The organism is Streptomyces sp. L500, from assembly GCF_054551825.1.
The window spans coordinates 39,074-54,262 of sequence record NZ_JBTOLC010000012.1; the positions used below are offsets into that span (position 1 = coordinate 39,074).

Annotated in this window: 12 protein-coding genes and 1 tRNA gene; 4 read left to right on the forward strand and 9 right to left on the reverse strand. The window is 69.8% G+C overall.

Annotated elements, in window-relative coordinates; all coding sequences use genetic code 11:
- The first annotated feature begins 53 nt into the window (after positions 1-53).
- Positions 54-1,490, forward strand: coding sequence for a pyruvate kinase (gene pyk, locus ACX9I7_RS14120; RefSeq protein WP_459387528.1), 1,437 nt, complete (start codon positions 54-56; stop codon positions 1,488-1,490).
- Positions 1,491-1,493: 3 nt separating this feature from the next.
- Here pyk and ACX9I7_RS14125 read toward each other — a convergent pair whose 3' ends face one another.
- Together ACX9I7_RS14125 and ACX9I7_RS14130 are read right to left on the reverse strand one after the other, a co-directional pair.
- Entirely contained in the window at positions 1,494-2,255 is a 762-nt protein-coding gene (locus tag ACX9I7_RS14125) for a transcriptional regulator (protein WP_459387529.1), read from the reverse strand.
- A gap of 109 nt (positions 2,256-2,364) precedes the next feature.
- Positions 2,365-2,438: transfer RNA gene (locus ACX9I7_RS14130), tRNA-Leu, on the reverse strand.
- Between the two features lie 98 nt (positions 2,439-2,536).
- Here ACX9I7_RS14130 and ACX9I7_RS14135 point away from each other — a divergent pair.
- A complete protein-coding gene (locus tag ACX9I7_RS14135; protein WP_126913662.1) occupies positions 2,537-3,187 on the forward strand; it encodes an ANTAR domain-containing response regulator in 651 nt (216 codons plus the stop codon).
- A 71-nt stretch (positions 3,188-3,258) separates the two neighbouring features.
- Here ACX9I7_RS14135 and ACX9I7_RS14140 read toward each other — a convergent pair whose 3' ends face one another.
- The 7 genes from ACX9I7_RS14140 to ACX9I7_RS14170 form a co-directional block, all read right to left on the reverse strand.
- Positions 3,259-3,975 carry an ABC transporter ATP-binding protein gene (locus ACX9I7_RS14140; protein ID WP_459387530.1) on the reverse strand — a complete coding sequence of 239 codons (717 nt, stop codon included), beginning with the start codon at positions 3,973-3,975 and terminating at the stop codon, positions 3,259-3,261.
- Positions 3,972-4,829, reverse strand: a complete 858-nt coding sequence (locus ACX9I7_RS14145) for an ABC transporter ATP-binding protein (RefSeq protein WP_459387531.1) — start codon at positions 4,827-4,829, stop codon at positions 3,972-3,974. Before ACX9I7_RS14145 ends, ACX9I7_RS14140 begins: the two co-directional genes overlap by 4 nt.
- Positions 4,830-4,834: 5 nt before the next feature.
- Positions 4,835-6,610, reverse strand: coding sequence for a branched-chain amino acid ABC transporter permease (locus ACX9I7_RS14150; RefSeq protein ID WP_459387532.1), 1,776 nt, complete (start codon positions 6,608-6,610; stop codon positions 4,835-4,837).
- Positions 6,611-6,615: 5 nt separating this feature from the next.
- The gene (locus ACX9I7_RS14155) at positions 6,616-7,548 is read right to left on the reverse strand and encodes a branched-chain amino acid ABC transporter permease (RefSeq protein WP_387577555.1); all 933 of its coding nucleotides are present in this window, start codon (positions 7,546-7,548) and stop codon (positions 6,616-6,618) included.
- An 80-nt stretch (positions 7,549-7,628) separates the two neighbouring features.
- Complete coding sequence (locus tag ACX9I7_RS14160) at positions 7,629-8,873, reverse strand: branched-chain amino acid ABC transporter substrate-binding protein (RefSeq protein ID WP_459387533.1); 1,245 nt, start codon at positions 8,871-8,873, stop codon at positions 7,629-7,631.
- 310 nt (positions 8,874-9,183) lie between these two features.
- Positions 9,184-9,645: a PaaI family thioesterase gene (locus ACX9I7_RS14165; RefSeq protein WP_126913656.1), complete on the reverse strand. Its 462-nt coding sequence runs from the start codon at positions 9,643-9,645 to the stop codon at positions 9,184-9,186.
- Between the two features lie 67 nt (positions 9,646-9,712).
- Positions 9,713-12,013, reverse strand: coding sequence for an FdhF/YdeP family oxidoreductase (locus ACX9I7_RS14170; RefSeq protein ID WP_387577559.1), 2,301 nt, complete (start codon positions 12,011-12,013; stop codon positions 9,713-9,715).
- A gap of 227 nt (positions 12,014-12,240) precedes the next feature.
- On the opposite strand from ACX9I7_RS14170, the gene polA reads away from it, so the two are divergent.
- On the forward strand, positions 12,241-14,898 hold the full coding sequence (gene polA / locus ACX9I7_RS14175) for a DNA polymerase I (protein WP_459387580.1): 2,658 nt from the start codon (positions 12,241-12,243) through the stop codon (positions 14,896-14,898).
- A gap of 153 nt (positions 14,899-15,051) precedes the next feature.
- The gene (locus ACX9I7_RS14180) at positions 15,052-15,186 is read left to right on the forward strand and encodes an SPW_0924 family protein (RefSeq protein ID WP_189455060.1); all 135 of its coding nucleotides are present in this window, start codon (positions 15,052-15,054) and stop codon (positions 15,184-15,186) included.
- Positions 15,187-15,189 lie beyond the last annotated feature (3 nt).

Sequence of the window (15,189 nt, forward strand, 5' to 3'; positions counted from 1 at the left end):
GCCAGTTGCGGGGGGCCAATTCTCTACCCACCGGTAGGTCATAAGGTCGTGCCATGCGCCGAGCGAAAATCGTCTGCACCCTTGGGCCCGCCACCGACTCGTACGAGCAGATCAAGGCACTCGTGGAAGCCGGCATGGACGTAGCCCGCTTCAACCTCAGCCACGGCACGTACGCCGACCACGAAGCGCGCTACCAGCGGGTACGCAAGGCAGCGGAGGAAACCGGCCGCAACGTCGCCGTACTCGCCGACCTTCAAGGCCCGAAGATCCGCCTGGGCCGATTCCGCGAAGGACCCGTACTCCTTGAACGCGGCGACGAATTCACCATCACCGTCGAAGACGTCGAAGGCGACCGCCACCAGTGCGGCACCACCTACAGCGGCCTCGCCTCCGACGTCGCCAAGGGCGAACGCATCCTCGTCGACGACGGACGCGTCACCCTCGAAGTCGTCCAGGTCACCGGCCCCCGCGTCAAGACCCTCGTCCTCGAAGGCGGCATGGTCTCCGACCACAAGGGCCTCAACCTCCCCGGCGTCGCCGTCTCCGTCCCCGCCCTCTCCGAAAAGGACATCGACGACCTCCGCTGGGCCATCAGGACCGGCGCCGACGTCATCGCCCTCTCCTTCGTCCGTAGCGCACGCGACATCGAGGACGCCCACCGCGTCATGAACGAGGAAGGCCGCCGCCTCCCCGTCATCGCCAAGATCGAAAAGCCCCAGGCCGTCGACAACCTCGACGGCATCGTCGCCGCCTTCGACGGCATCATGGTCGCCCGCGGCGACCTCGGCGTCGAAATGCCCCTGGAATCCGTCCCCATCGTCCAGAAGCGCGCCATCAAACTCGCCAAGCGCAACGCCAAACCGGTCATCGTCGCCACGCAGATGCTCGACTCGATGATCGAGGCCTCCCGCCCCACCCGCGCCGAGGCCTCCGACGTCGCCAACGCCGTCATCGACGGCACGGACGCGGTGATGCTCAGCGGCGAGACGAGCGTCGGGAAGTACCCCGTCGAGACGGTCCGCACGATGGGGCGCATCGTCATCGCGGCGGAGGAGGACATCCTGGCGAAGGGCCTCCCACCACTGACCGAGCGCAGCAAGCCCCGGACGCAAGGCGGCGCCGTCGCCCGCGCGGCGGCCGAAATGGGCGACTTCCTCGGCGCGACGTTCCTTGTGGCCTTCACTCAATCCGGTGATACGGCTCGCCGGCTTTCGCGCTACCGCTCGCCGATTCCGCTCCTGGCGTTCACGCCGGAACCGGCGACGCGGGCGATGCTCAACCTGACGTGGGGCGTGGAGACGTTCCTCGGCCCGGTGGTCGAGACGACGGACGAGATGGTCGACCAGGTGGACGAGTACCTGCTGAGGATCGGGCGCTGCCGCCAGGGCGACATGGTCATCATCACGGCGGGCTCCCCGCCGGGCATGGCGGGGACCACGAACCTGGTGCGGGTGCACCACATCGGGGAGGACGACGCGCCGAAGGAGTAGGGGTCAGTATTTCGGGCCTATGTGGGCGTCCATGAGGGCGACGGAGTCTTTGCGGGCGACGGAGACGTTCCAGGCGTTGGCCTGCTTCCAGCTGACGCCGAGTCTGTCCAGGGCGTCGGTGTACAGCCGCCGGATGTCCGCGGACTTGTTGGTGAAGAAGTAGCGCGGGTATTCGTAGCGCTTGGGTCGGCCCCGCACTGGTCGGGTGGCCCAGTTGGTGATGCGGCATCCGTCGGAGTGGACGAGGCCGCGTACGAACTCCCACGGGTGCGCGTTCACGATCTGCTGCTGCCAGGGTTCGAGGCTGATCTCGCGCTCGTGCTTCTTGCCAGGGCCGTGCTGAGGGAAGAGGCACGCCCAGTGACGGCTGGTGCTGGCTACCGAGACGCAGCCCTGCTTCTGGACGACGCACACGCTGTTCTCCGGCCGCACGCCCTTCATCGCGTCGCGACAGGCCATGATCAGCCCGGGCCACGCGTCGGCGCATGCGATGCGGAGGGCGTAGGTGCCGCTCGACTGTCTGCTGACGCAGCCGTCGCCCAGGTAGAGGCCGAGCAGGTACGCGTACGCGGCGGGATCGTCGGGTGGTCGCGGGACGGGGCCGCAGCGGCAGCAAGCCGACGCCGGGCGTGCGCGGGGTTCGATCCGGGTCTGCCATGAGCGGAGCGCGTACCGGGATATCCCGGTCTCCTTGCTCACGGAGTTGAGGCTGCGGCCTTGATCGACGAGGGCGAGGGCTCGCTGACGTGTTGTGAGGTCGTACACGTCGTGAGCGTCGCTGATGGGCTGCGGCGGAGGGCGGAATTCGAAGCCGTGTTCACCGTGGCGAGTGAAGATCGCCAAGCATCCGCCAACCTTCGAATCGAAGGTGAAGTGCCCTGGGTGGGACTCGAACCCACACTGAATACTGTTTGAGAGTATCGTCTCTGCCGATTGGACTACCAGGGCTGGCTACGAAACCAAGGTTAGCGTAGTCGGGTCGTACATCAAACCTACAGGAGCTAGGTAGGCTCGTGCAGCAGCACCCCGCTTGAGCAAGGAGACCCGTGACCGCCGCCGAGCCCACGCCGCCCGTCGACGACGAGCCGCAGCACACCCCTCCGCACGTCACCCGTGTCGTGATCGCCGAGGACGAGGCCCTGATCCGTCTCGACCTCAAGGAGATGCTCGAGGAAGAGGGCTACTCCGTCGTCGGTGAGGCGGGCGACGGTGAGACCGCCGTGGCGCTGGCCCGCGAGCACAAGCCGGATCTGGTGATCCTCGATGTGAAGATGCCCGTCCTCGACGGGATCTCCGCCGCCGAGCGGATCGCGTCCGAGTCGATCGCCCCCGTGCTGATGCTCACCGCGTTCTCGCAGCGCGACCTCGTGGAGCGGGCCCGGGACGCCGGGGCCATGGCCTACCTCGTGAAGCCGTTCAGCAAGAGCGACGTCGTGCCCGCCATCGAGATGGCGGTCTCCCGCTTCACCGAGATGAAGGCGCTGGAGCAGGAAGTCGCCGACCTCGCGCAGCGGCTGGAGACGCGGAAGCTCGTAGACCGGGCGAAGAGCATCCTCCAGACGCAGTACGGGCTGACCGAGCCCGCCGCGTTCCGGTGGATCCAGAAGACGTCGATGGACCGCCGGCTGTCCATGCAGCAGGTGGCCGAGGCGGTCATCGAGGACGCCCGGGAGAAGAAGGCGGCCAAGGAGCAGTAGGCATCAACGCCCGGTGAAGGGCCCGTGTCCGGTAGGCCGGACACGGGCCCTTTCGCATGCGCGCGCAGAGGTCAGTCCTCGCCCAGGTACGCCTTGCGCACCGACTCGTCGTGGAGCAGCTCGGCCCCCGTTCCGGAGAGGACGATCCGTCCCGTCTCCATGACGTGTCCCCGGTCGGCGAGACCCAGCGCTGCCTGGGCGTTCTGTTCGACGAGGAGGATCGTCGTACCGCTCGCCTTGAGCTCGGCGATGGTGTCCATGATCTTCCGCATCATGATCGGGGAGAGGCCCATGGAGGGCTCGTCGAGCATGAGGAGCTTGGGGCGCGACATGAGGGCTCGTCCCATCGCGAGCATCTGTTGTTCGCCGCCGGACAAGGTGCCCGCCGGCTGCCTGGCGCGTTCGCCGAGGATCGGGAAGAGCTCGTAGACGCGCCGGATGTCGTGGGCGATGCCGTCGCCGTCCTTGCGGAGGAACGCTCCGAGCTGGAGGTTCTCGGCGATGGTGAGGCGGGGGAAGATGTGGCGGCCTTCGGGGGAGTGGGCGAGGCCGAGGGCGACGACGCGGTGGGCGGGGATGCCGGTGAGGGGGCGGCCGTCGAAGCGGATGGTGCCGGAGCGGGGGGTGAGGAGGCCGGAGAGGGTGCGGAGGGTGGTGGTCTTGCCGGCTCCGTTGGTGCCGATGAGGGTGACGATCTGGCCGGTGTCGACGGCGAACGAGATGCCTTTGACGGCTTCGATCTTGCCGTAGGCGACGTGGAGGTCCTCGACTTCGAGGAGGGCGGTCATCGGTCGGTCTCCTCTGCGGCGTGGGCCTCGGCCGCCTGTACTTCCGCGGCTTCCGCCTCGCCGGGTGCGCCGTCGAAGGGGGTGCCGAGGTAGGCGGCGATGACGCGTTCGTCGCGTTGGACGGTTTCCGGTGTGCCTTCGACGAGTTTCTCGCCTTGTACCAGCACGGCCACGTGGTCGCAGAGGTTGAAGATGAAGCGCATGTCGTGCTCGATGACGAGGACGGCGGTGCCCTGGTCGAGGATGGCGAGGACGAGCCCTTCGGTGTCGCGGGTCTCTTGGGGGTTCATTCCGGCGGTGGGTTCGTCGAGGAGGAGCAGGCCGGGGTCGCTGGCGAGGGCGCGGGCTATTTCGAGTCTGCGTTGTTCGCCGTAGGGGAGGTTGCGGGCGAGGTGGTCGCGTTTGGCGGCGAGGCCGGTGAATGCGAGGAGTTCCATGGCGCGGTCCTCGGACGCCTTTTCGGCGCGGCGGAAGGCGGGGCCGCGGAGGAGGGCGGAGAGGAGGCCCTCTTTGGTGCGGGTATGGCGGCCGACGAGGACGTTTTCGAGGACGGTCATATTGGCGAAGAGGCGGATGTTCTGGAAGGTGCGGGCGATGCCGGCCTGGGTGACGAGGTGGGGTTTGGGCGGGAGGACGGTGTCGCGGTAGGTGACGGTGCCTTCGGTGGGGGTGTAGAGGCCGGTGAGGCAGTTGAAGAAGGTGGTTTTTCCGGCGCCGTTGGGGCCGATGAGTCCGACGATCTGACCTTCCCGGACGGTGAGGTCGACGGCTCGTACGGCCGTGAGTCCGCCGAAGCGCATGGTGACGCCGGTGGCGGTGAGGACGGGGGCCGCGGTGGCGGTCGTGGTCGTCATGGTGGCTATGCCTCCGCCTTGGTGAGCCGGATGCCGTCGGCGCCCGGGCCCGGGTCGGTCGAGGCTTCGTGGAACTCCAGCTGCCGGCGGCGGTTGGGGATGATTCCTTCGGGCCGGAAGCGCATGAGGAGGATGAGGGCGAGGCCGAAGGCGAGGAGCTGGTAGTCCTGGAGGAACTGGAGTTTGGCGGGGATGAGGTAGAGCAGCGCGGCGCCGAGGAGGGGGCCGGTGATGGTGCCCATGCCGCCGAGGATGACGGCGGCCAGCAGGAACGCGGAGTTGGGCGGTACGGGTCCGGCGAAGACGTATTGCTCGGGAACGACGGTGTAGGCGACGTGGGCCTGTACGGTGCCGGCGAGTCCGGCGAGGGTGGCGCCGAGGGCGAAGGCGATGAGTTTGAGGCGGAAGCCGTTGATGCCCATGGCGGTGGCGGCGGTTTCGTCCTCGCGGATGGCGACCCAGGCGCGGCCGATGCGGGAGTTTCCGGCGCGGCTGAAGACGAGGACGACGAGGGCGGTGAAGAAGAGCATCAGGAGGTAGTAGTTGGCGAAGGGGGTGAGGGTGAGGCTGCCGAGGGAGTGTTTGGCGCCGAAGTCGTAGCCGAGGATGACGAGGTCGGGGATGTTGGGGATGCCGTTGGGGCCGTTGGTGAGTGAGGGGCCGGATTCTCCGTTGAGGTTGCCGACGGTGATGCGGAAGATCTCGCCGAAGCCGAGGGTGACGATGGCGAGGTAGTCGCCGCGGAGCCGGAGGGTGGGGGCGCCGATGACGACGCCGAAGACGAGGGAGGCGGCGGCGCCGGTGAGGACGGCGGCCCAGAAGGGGAAGTGGATGTGGAGGGTGGAGGCGGTGGAGCCGGAGACGAGGGCGGCGGTGTAGGCGCCGACGCCGAGGAACGCCACATAGCCGAGGTCGAGGAGGCCGGCGAGGCCGACGACGACGTTCAGGCCGAGGGCGACGGTGGCGAAGATGAGGATGTTGACGATGATGAGGGTGTATTCGTCGGTGTCCTGGGTGAGGGGGAAGAGGACGGCGGTGACGAGGGCCGCGGTGAGGGTGACGCGGCGGTGCCGGTGGGTGAGGGCGGTGAGCCGGGCGCCCAGTCCGCCGGCGGAGAGGGCGGCGGTGGTGAAGCCGGTGAGCAGGAGGAAGCCGGTGAAGAGTTCGCCGTAGGCGGTGCCGATGCCGTAGGTGAGGACGCGGAGGGCGAGTCCGAACACGGCGGCGATGACGGCGATTTCGGCCCATGCGGGGAGGGCGCGGGCCGGCGGTAGGGGGCGTGCGGGGGTGTGGGGGAGGGCGAGGGCGCCGGTGAGGGTGGTGAGGGCGGCCGCTCCGGCGAGGTAGCCGCCGGGTTCGAGGTTGACGAGTCCGCCGAGGCGGGCGGCGATGGCGATGAGGGTGTACCAGGTGGTGGCCAGGGTGCCGGCGGCCAGGAGGAGGGTGGCGGTGTGGCGGCCGGAGGGGTTGAGCCACCGGAGCCCGGGGAGGCCGGTTGGGGCGGGAGTGGCGAGGACTTGGGCCAGGGTGAGCGCCGCGCCGGTGAGGGTGAGGATCTGGAGGCCGCCGGGGTAGCCGGTGACGGTGAGGTTGCCGGGGAAGGCGCGGGTCCAGGTCCAGGGGAGGAAGGTGGAGAGGAGGGTGAGGAGTGCTCCGCCGGCCGTGAGGATCTTGGCGGTGGTGGCGGGCAGAGGGATGAGGGGAAGACCGAGCCGGGGGACGGCGCGGTGGCCGGTGCCGGCGTCGGCGTCGGCGTCGGTCCGGTGGTGTTGTGGGGTCATGGGTCTCACGCCCGATCCGCGACGCGTTCGCCGAGCAGTCCTTGTGGCCGCACGAGGAGGACGACGATGAGCAGGACGAAGGCCCAGACGTCCTTCCAGCCTCCGCCGCCGAGCTGCTGCATTCCGGGGATGTGCTGGATGTAGGTGGTGGAGGCGGTTTCGGCGATGCCGAGGACGACGCCGCCGAGCATGGCGCCATAGATGTTGCCGATGCCGCCGAGGACGGCGGCGGTGAAGGCCTTGAGGCCGAGGATGAAGCCCATCTCGAAGTTGATCTGTCCGGCGCGGAGTCCTTGGGCGACGGCGGCGACGGCCGCGAAGGCGCCGCCGATGGCGAAGGCGAGGACGATGATCCGGTCGGTGTCGATGCCCATGAGCCGGGCGGTGTCGGGGTCCTGGGCGGTGGCCTGCATGGCGCGTCCGGTGCGGCTCTTGGCGACGAAGAGGCCGAGGGCGAGCATGCACAGGGGGGCGGCGACGAGGACGAAGACGTCGTCGCGCTGGAGGTGGACGTTGCCGGTGAGTGCGAAGGCGTCGCCGTGGAACTGCGGGAAGCTGCGGGATTTCTTGGCGTCGGGGTAGAAGGCCCAGACGAGTTGCTGGAGGGCGATGGACAGGCCGATCGCGGTGATGAGGGGGGCGAGGCGGGGGGCGTCGCGGAGGGGGCGGTAGGCGAAGCGTTCGGCGGCGGTGGCGACGGCGACGGAGGTGAGGGCGCCGCCGAGGAGCATGAGGGGGAGGGCGGCGGTGAGGGGGACGGTGTCGGGGAGCCAGAGCCGGACGGTGAGGGCGCCGAAGCCTCCGATCATGACGATCTCGCCGTGGGCGAAGTTGATGAGCTGGACGATGCCGTAGACCATCGTGTAGCCGATGGCGATGAGGCCGTAGAGCGTTCCCAGTGCGAGTCCGCTGACCAGTGTCTGCGGCAGTTCGTGCACCGCGTGCCTCCCCGTGGGGTGTGGTGGACGGTGCCGCGCGAGGGTGCGCGGGTGCGGGTGCCTTCGCGCGGGTGGCCCGGTCAGTCCTGGAAGGTGGCGCTCTTGAGGGATTTCCAGGTCTCGCCTACGACCTGGTAGACGGTGAGCTGTTTGTTGGTGGTGTCGCCGTACTGGTCGAAGGAGACTTTTCCGGTGACGCCGTCGAAGGAGACCTTGGCCATGGCGTCCCGGACTTTGTCGCGGGCGTCGGCGGGGAGTTTGCCGTTGTTGTCCTCGACGGTCTTCTTGACGGCCTGGACGATGGCCCAGGCGGCGTCGTAGGAGTATCCGCCGTAGGTGGCGTAGGCGTCCTTGTAGCCGGCGTCCTTGTAGCCCTGGACGAATTTCTTGGCGGAGTCGAGTTCTTCGACGGGGTAGCCGACGGAGGTGGCGAGGTCGCCGTCGTTGGGTTCGCCGGAGGCGGTGATGAAGCCGGGGTTGTAGATGCCGTCGCCGCCCATGAGGGGGATGCGGGCGCCGGCCTTCTTGACCTGGTCGGAGAGGAGGCCGGCTTCGGGGAACTGGCCGCCGAAGTAGACGGCGTCGGCTCCGGAGTTCTTGATCTTGTTGGCGATGCCGGAGAAGTCGGTCTCCTTGACGGTGAGGTGGTCGGTGCCGGCGATCTCGCCGCCGAGGCGTTTGAATTCCTCGGCGAAGATGGTGGCGAGGCCGACTCCGTAGGTCTGTTTGTCGTCGACGACGAAGGCCTTTTTCTTCTTGGCTTCCTTGTAGAGGTGCTGGGCGGCGAAGCGGCCCTGGATGATGTCGGTGGTGGCGGTGCGGAAGTAGGTCTTGAAGGGACGGTTCTTCTCGCCCTTGGCCCAGTTGTCGCCCTGGGTGAGGGCGGGGTTGGTGTTGGCGGGGGAGACCAGGGTGAGGCCGGCTTTCTCGAAGACGCCCTGCATGGACTGGGCGACGCCGGAGTTCATGGGGCCGACGACGCCGAGGACGTCCTTGTCGGCGGCGAGTTTGGCGGCGTTCTGCTGTCCGGTGCCGGGGACGGCCTGGTCGTCGAGGGCGGTGGTCCGGAAGGTGACGCCCTTGACCTCGTTGTTCTTGTTGGCGGTGCGTACGGCGAGGTCGACGGAGTTCTTGATGCCCTGCCCGAAGGGGGAGAGCGAGCCGGTCAGCGGGGCGTCGACGCCGATGGTCACGGTGGTCTTCGCGCCGCCGTCGCCGGAGCCGTTGTCCTTGCCGGCGCCGGCGTCGCGTGATCCGCAGGCGGTGAGGGCGAGGGCTCCGGTGGTGAGCGCGGCGGTGAGGATGGCGAGGGAGCGGTGGCGCACGCTGGGTCCTTTCCCTGGCGCGGTGGCCTCTGGAGAGGTGCCGTGTCACTCGCCGGGCGGCTTCGGGCGCGGGGTGGGAAGGTGCTGTGCGGGATGGCTGCGGTGTGCTGGACGAACGGCCCGGCGGTCACGATGTGCCGCGACTGTAGGGGGTGGGCGCGGGGATCGGGCAGAGGTGGCGCCGATGCTGTGACTTTCTTGTTATGACGGAGATCACACTCCGCTTTTCGGTCGTCGTCGGGTGTCCGGATGCGCGACGGGCGGCCGCGGGGTTCCGCGGCCGGCCGTCGTCAAGGGTGGGGTGCGTCCGTCAGCCGGCCGTCTGCTCGCGGATGACGCAGGTGAGGCGGGCGGAGCAGACGCGGCGGTCCTGCTCGTCGGTGATGGCGATCTCGTAGGTGGCGGAGGTGCGGCCGCGGTGGACGGGGGTGGCGACGCCGGTGACGAGGCCGGAGCGGACGCCGCGGTGGTGGGTGCAGTTGAGGTCGACGCCGACGGCGATCCGGGTGGGTCCGCCGTGGAGCATGGCGCCCACCGAGCCCAGGGTCTCGGCGAGGACGGCGGAGGCGCCGCCGTGCAGCAGGCCGTAGGGCTGGGTGTTGCCCTCGACGGGCATGGTGCCGACGACGCGTTCGGGGGAGGCCTCGACGACGGTGACGCTCATCCGCTCGCCCAGGTGGCCGGCGGAGAACAGGGCGTTGAGGTCGAGTCCGCTGTCGGCCCACTGGTCGAGGATGTCCTGCGGGAACGTGGTCTTGCTGTGCTCGCCCATGTGCTGCGGCTCCGATCGCCCGTGGTCATTGTGTTGTGAACGTTTTTTCAGCCGGACCGTCCTGTCGTCAACTGCCGTTAACGCCCGCGGGCGCGGCCGCCGGCTCGAGCCGGATGACGACCGACTTGCTGGCGGGCGTGTTGCTGGTGTCGGCGGTGTGGTCGAGCGGGACGAGCACGTTCGTCTCGGGGTAGTAGGCGGCCGCGCAGCCGCGCGGGGTGGGGTAGTGGACGACGCGGAAGCCGGGCGCGCGGCGTTCGGTGCCGTCGGTCCACTCGCTGACGAGATCGGCGTACGCCCCGTCGGCCAGGCCGTGCTCGCGGGCGTCGTCGGGGTGGAGGAGGACGACGCGGCGGCCGTTCTTGATGCCGCGGTAGCGGTCGTCGAGGCCGTAGATGGTGGTGTTGTACTGGTCGTGGGAGCGCAGGGTCTGCAGCAGCAGCCGTCCTTCGGGCACCCGCGGGTACTCGACGGGGGTGGCGCTGAAGTTGGCCTTGCCGGTCGCGGTGGGGAAGCGGCGGGCGTCGCGGGGGGCGTGGGGGAGGGTGAAGCCGCCGGGGCGGGCGACGCGGGCGTTGAAGTCCTCGAAGCCGGGGATGACGCGGGCGATGCGGTCGCGGATCGTCGCGTAGTCGCGTTCGAAGTCCTCCCAGGGCGTGGGGCTGGCCTCGCCGAGGGTGCGGCGGGCGAGGCGGCAGACGATGGCGGGCTCGGAGAGGAGCTGGGGGCTCGCGGGTTCGAGGCGGCCGCGGGAGGCGTGGACCATGCCCATGGAGTCCTCGACGGTGACGAACTGGTCGCCGGCGTGCCGGCGGTCCCGTTCGGTGCGGCCGAGGGTGGGGAGGATCAGGGCGCGGGCGCCGGTGATCACGTGGGAGCGGTTGAGCTTGGTGGAGACGTGCACGGTGAGCCGGGCGCGTCGGACGGCGGCTTCCGTGACGTCGGTGTCGGGTGTGGCGGAGACGAAGTTGCCGCCCATGGCGAAGAAGACCTTGGCCTGTCCGTCGCGCAGGGCGCGGATGGCGCGGACGACGTCGAGGCCGTGTTCGCGCGGCGGCGTGAAGCCGAATTCCTTCTCGAGGGCGTCGAGGAAGGCGGGGGCGGGGCGTTCGAAGATGCCCATGGTGCGGTCGCCCTGGACGTTGCTGTGGCCGCGGACGGGGCAGACGCCGGCGCCGGGGCGGCCGATGTTGCCGCGCAGCAGGAGGAAGTTGACGACTTCCTTGATGGTGGGGACGGCGTGCTTGTGCTGGGTGAGGCCCATGGCCCAGCAGACGATGACGCGCCGGGAGTCCAGGACCATGCGCAGGGCGGTTTCGATCTCCTCGCGGCGCAGTCCGGTGGCGCGGAGGGTCTCGTCCCAGTCGGCGGTGCGGGCGGCGTGGGCGAAGTCCTCGAAGCCGTGGGTGTGCTCGTCGACGAAGGCGGTGTCGACGGCGCCTTCGGTCTCCAGGATCAGGCGGTTGAGGAGGCGGAAGAGGGCCTGGTCGCCGCCGAGGCGGATCTGGAGGAAGAGGTCGGTGAGGGCGGTGCCGCCGGCGGCGAGGCCGCGGGCGTTCTGGGGGTTCTTGAAGCGTTCCAGGCCCGCTTCGGGGAGCGGGTTGACGGTGATGATCCGGGTGCCGCCGCGCTTGGCCTTCTCCAGGGCGCTGAGCATGCGGGGGTGGTTGGTGCCGGGGTTCTGGCCGGCGACGATGATCAGGTCGGCCTTGTAGAGGTCGTCCAGCAGGACGCTGCCCTTGCCGATGCCGATGGTCTCGGTGAGGGCGGAGCCGGAGGACTCGTGGCACATGTTGGAGCAGTCCGGCAGGTTGTTGGTGCCGAACTCGCGGGCGAAGAGCTGGTAGAGGAAGGCGGCTTCGTTGCTGGTGCGGCCGGAGGTGTAGAAGACGGCTTCGTCGGGGGTGGCGAGGGCCTGGAGTTCCTCGGCGATGATGTCGAAGGCGCGTTCCCAGGTGACGGGTTCGTAGCCGGTGGCGCCCTCGGCGAGGTACATGGGGTGGGTGAGGCGGCCCTGCTGGCCGAGCCAGTAGCCGCTGCGCTCGGCGAGGTCGGCGACGGGGTGGGCGGCGAAGAAGGCCGGGGTGACGCGGCGGAGGGTGGCTTCCTCGGCGACGGCTTTGGCGCCGTTCTCGCAGAATTCGGCGGCGTGGCGCTTGTCGGGCTCGGGCCAGGCGCAGCCGGGGCAGTCGAAGCCGTTCTTCTGGTTGACCTTGAGGAGGGTCAGGGCGGTGCGGCGGACGCCCATCTGCTCGTGGGCCATGCGCAGTGAGTGGGCGATGGCGGGAAGCCCGGCGGCGGCGTGCTGCGGGGCGGTGACGCTGGGCGCGTCCTGTACGGGGTCGCCGGTGGGCGGCTTGCCTGCCATCTCGCTCTCCCTTGAGCGGTCGGTGGATCTTGGGACGGGCGTACGGGCCGATCCTGTCACGGGGCCGGGACGGTGGCGGTGGTGAGGGTGACCGGTGTGCGGGGCGGTCGGGATTGTCAGTGGGGCGTGGCAGGATCGGGGGCGTGGCATCCAAGGCATCGAATACCCCGACCGAAGCGAACGACCCGACCGGCGACGCCGGGGGAGGCCGTCCCCGTCTGCTGTTGATGGACGGGCACTCCATGGCGTACCGGGCGTTCTTCGCGCTGCCCGCCGAGAACTTCACGACGTCTGCCGGTCAGACGACGAACGCGGTGTACGGCTTCGCGTCGATGCTGGCCAACACGCTGCGTGATGAGCGGCCCACGCATTTCGCGGTGGCGTTCGACGTGTCGCGGAAGACGTGGCGCTCGGAGGAGTTCCCCGAGTACAAGGCGACGCGTTCGGCGACGCCGGACGAGTTCAAGGGTCAGGTGAAGCTGATCGGTGAGCTGCTGGACGCGATGAACGTGCGGCGTTTCGCCGTGGACGGCTTCGAGGCCGACGACGTCATCGCCACGCTGGCGACGGAGGCGGAGGCCGAGGGCTTCGAGGTCTCGATCGTCACGGGCGACCGCGATTCCTTCCAGCTGATCACCGACGCGGTCACGGTGCTGTACCCGACGAAGGGCGTCTCGGAGCTGACGCGCTTCACTCCGGAGAAGGTCCAGGAGAAGTACGGGCTGTCCCCGTCGCAGTATCCGGACTTCGCGGCGCTGCGCGGCGACCCGTCGGACAATCTGCCGGGCATCCCGGGTGTCGGTGAGAAGACGGCAGCGAAGTGGATCAACCAGTTCGGTTCGTTCGCGGAGCTCGTCGAGCGGGTCGACGAGGTCAAGGGCAAGGCCGGGCAGAATCTGCGCGACCATCTGGAGGCGGTCAAGCTCAACCGCCGGCTGACCGAGATGGTGCGGGACGTGGCGCTGTCCACGCATCCGGACGATCTGGAGCGCCGGGCCTACGACCGGAACGCGCTGGTGACGTTCCTGGAGGGCCTGGAGATCCGTAACCAGGGTCTGCGGGACCGGCTGCTGGCGGCCGACCCGGGCGCCGACTCGGCCGAGGAGGCGGCCCCGGAGGCGGGCGCCGAGGTCGACGGCGTGGTGCTGGGCACGGGCGCCCTGGCCCCGTGGCTGGCCGAGCACGGCGCGGGCCCGCTGGGTGTGGCGATCACGGATTCGTGGGCGAAGGGCAGTGGCCGGGTCGCGGAGATCGCGCTGGCGACGGGTGAGGGCCCGGCCGCGTGGTTCGACCCGGCGGAGCTGGACGAGGCCGACGAGCGGGCGTTCGCCGAGTGGAGCGCGGACCCGGCGCGTCCGAAGGTGATGCACGACGCGAAGGCCGCGATGCGGGTCTTCGCCGATCACGGCTGGTCGGTCGAGGGCGTGACGATGGACACGGCGCTGGCCGCGTACCTGGTCAAGCCGGGGCGCCGGTCGTTCGCGCTGGACGCGCTGTCGGTGGAGTACCTGGGGCGCGAGCTGGCGACGGCCGCGGCCGGTGACGGCCAGCTGGCCTTCGGGGCCGACGAGCAGGCCGAGGCGGACGCGCTGATGGGCCGGGCCCGTACCGTGCTGGATCTGGGCGGCGCGTTCGCCGGGCGGGTCGAGGAGGTGGGCGCGGCGCGGCTGCTGGCCGATGTGGAGCTGCCGACGAGTGCCGTGCTGTCCGCCTGTGAGCGGGCGGGCATCGCCGCCGACCGGGGCTGGCTGGAGCGCATGGAGCAGCAGTTCGCCGCGGCCGTGCAGCAGGCGGTGGAGTCGGCGCATCTGGCGGCGGGCCGCGAGTTCAACCTGGGCTCGCCCAAGCAGCTGCAGGAGGTCCTCTTCGGTGAGCTGGGCCTGCCGAAGACGAAGAAGACCAAGACGGGCTTCACCACGGACGCGGACGCGCTGGCCTGGCTCGCCGCGCAGACGGACAACGAGCTGCCGGTGATCATGCTGCGGCACCGTGAGCAGTCCAAGCTGCGGTCCACGGTCGAGGGCCTGATCAAGGCGATCGCCGCCGACGGCCGGATCCACACCACGTTCAACCAGACCGTGGCGGCCACGGGCCGGCTGTCCTCCACCGACCCCAACCTCCAGAACATCCCGGTGCGGACGGACGAGGGCCGGGCCATCCGCCGGGGTTTCGTGGTCGGTGAGGGCTTCGAGTCTCTGATGACCGCCGACTACAGCCAGATCGAGCTGCGGGTGATGGCCCACCTCTCGGAGGACGAGGGCCTGATCGAGGCGTTCACCTCCGGTGAGGACCTCCACACGACGGTCGCCTCCCAGGTGTTCGGCGTCGCCAAGAGCGAGGTCGACCCGGAGATGCGCCGGAAGATCAAGGCGATGTCGTACGGCCTGGCGTACGGGCTGTCGGCGTTCGGGCTCTCGCAGCAGCTGAACATCATGCCGGACGAGGCGCGTCGTCTGATGGACACGTTCTTCGAGCGGTTCGGCGGTGTGCGCGACTACCTCCAGCGCGTCGTCGAGGAGGCCCGTGCCACGGGCTACACCGAGACGATGCTGGGTCGGCGCCGCTACCTGCCGGATCTCAACAGCGACAACCGGCAGCGGCGCGAGATGGCCGAGCGGATGGCGCTGAACGCCCCGATCCAGGGCACGGCCGCCGACATCGTCAAGATCGCGATGCTGCGGGTGGCCGAGGCCCTGGCGGCGGAGAAGCTCACCTCCCGGATGCTGCTCCAGGTGCACGACGAAATTGTGCTGGAGATCGCGCCGGGGGAGCGGGAGAAGGTCGAGGAGCTGGTCCGTCGCGAGATGGCCGGCGCCGTCGAGCTGCGCGCCCCGCTGGACGTGTCGGTGGGCGTCGGCGGGGACTGGGAGTCCGCCGCGCACTGACGCCCCGCGTACCGGGTGTCGTACGGCCCGTCCCCGGCGATCGTTCGCCGGGGGCGGGCCGTACGGCGTTGTTCTCTTCGGCGCCGGGCGTTGCTACCGTGCCCCCTCACCTGACGTCTCGTCAGGTGAGGGGAATCCGCCGGGAGGCTCCGCATGCGCGCACTGGCCGCCGCGGCCATCGGACTGGCCGCGGCCCTCGCCCTCGTCCTCGCCGTCACGGCCGTCGGCCCGCCCCGGGGCGAGACCTCCCCCGAGCCCCTGCTCACCTCCGCCCCCGCCCGGCCCTAGCGG

Excerpts from the sequence above, each read along its gene's own strand:
- ACX9I7_RS14165 (WP_126913656.1), bottom strand. The coding sequence starts at position 9,645 with ATGGGCGAGCACAGCAAGACCACGTTCCCGCAGGACATCCTCGACCAG.
- ACX9I7_RS14150 (WP_459387532.1), bottom strand. The coding sequence starts at position 6,610 with ATGACCCCACAACACCACCGGACCGACGCCGACGCCGACGCCGGCACC.
- pyk (WP_459387528.1), top strand. The coding sequence starts at position 54 with ATGCGCCGAGCGAAAATCGTCTGCACCCTTGGGCCCGCCACCGACTCG.
- ACX9I7_RS14180 (WP_189455060.1), top strand. The coding sequence starts at position 15,052 with ATGCGCGCACTGGCCGCCGCGGCCATCGGACTGGCCGCGGCCCTCGCC.
- ACX9I7_RS14170 (WP_387577559.1), bottom strand. The coding sequence starts at position 12,013 with ATGGCAGGCAAGCCGCCCACCGGCGACCCCGTACAGGACGCGCCCAGC.
- ACX9I7_RS14145 (WP_459387531.1), bottom strand. The coding sequence starts at position 4,829 with ATGACGACCACGACCGCCACCGCGGCCCCCGTCCTCACCGCCACCGGC.
- polA (WP_459387580.1), top strand. The coding sequence starts at position 12,241 with ATGGACGGGCACTCCATGGCGTACCGGGCGTTCTTCGCGCTGCCCGCC.
- ACX9I7_RS14140 (WP_459387530.1), bottom strand. The coding sequence starts at position 3,975 with ATGACCGCCCTCCTCGAAGTCGAGGACCTCCACGTCGCCTACGGCAAG.